General features: G+C 33.4%; 1 protein-coding gene. It reads left to right on the top strand.

Annotated features, from left to right (window positions below; translation table 11 throughout):
- Positions 1–170 precede the first annotated feature (170 nt).
- Positions 171–1,007: VOC family protein (locus V7056_RS20750; protein ID WP_499704280.1), on the top strand; the 837-nt coding region annotated here is incomplete at its 3' end.

Genomic DNA, 1,007 nt, shown 5'->3' on the forward strand with positions numbered 1-1,007 from the left:
TAATTAAAGTGTAACATACATACCTCTATTTACAATTCAAATTATCATTTCTATTGTATTTTGTATTCATTTTTATATTGAGTACTTCCTTAATCCTCAAAAACTCACATTAGTAATTCAACCTGACAAAGCGTAAAATAAGAATATAAATTCATAAAGGACTGATGAAGATGGAATTATTGGGAATACATCATGTATCATTACTTACTGGAAAAGCAGAAAAAAACTTTGAATTTTATACAAAAGTTTTAGGTATGAGACTTGTTAAAAAGACTGTAAATCAAGATAATACTTCTAGCTATCACTTGTTTTATGGAGACGCCAAAGGAAATCCTGGGACAGAAATAACTTTTTTTGACATTCCTGGATTAGGTAATACATATCATGGTCATTCTAGTATTTCTACAACATCATTACGAGTACAGTCAACAGAATCATTACATTATTGGAAGTGTCGATTTAATCAGTTAGGGATTCGTCATGAAGAAATCAGTAAAAGAGCGAATCGTGATACATTAGCCTTTCAAGATTATGAAGGAACTCGACTAATTTTAGTAGCGGATAATGGAGAGTCAGGTGTCCCAGCGGGGATTCCTTGGAATCAGACAGATATTCCGATCGAACATGGGATAGTAGGATTAGGACCTGTTACCTTAACAGTCAAGGATGCTGCACCTACATTAAAGACCTTAACAGAAGTTTTAGGTTTCAGACATATTGGCACATATCCATCTCCTTCTGAAAATCAACCTAATATTGAAGTATTGGCTACTGGAATAGGTGGTTCTGGCGCAGAAGTACATGTTGAAATTCGATCAGATTTACCTAGAGAAAGACCTGGACGTGGAAGTGTTCATCATGTTGCGTTTCGTGTGCCAAATGAAGAAGAATTTAATAAGTGGGCTGAAAAGATTACATCATTAGGTTACATAAATTCAGGAAAAGTTGAAAGATATTACTTTAAAGCACTGTATTTTAGAGAACCAAATCATATTTTATTTGAATTA

It is taken from the genome of Bacillus sp. JJ664 (genome assembly GCF_036962205.1).
Classification (GTDB): Bacteria; Bacillota; Bacilli; order Bacillales; family Bacillaceae_G; genus Gottfriedia.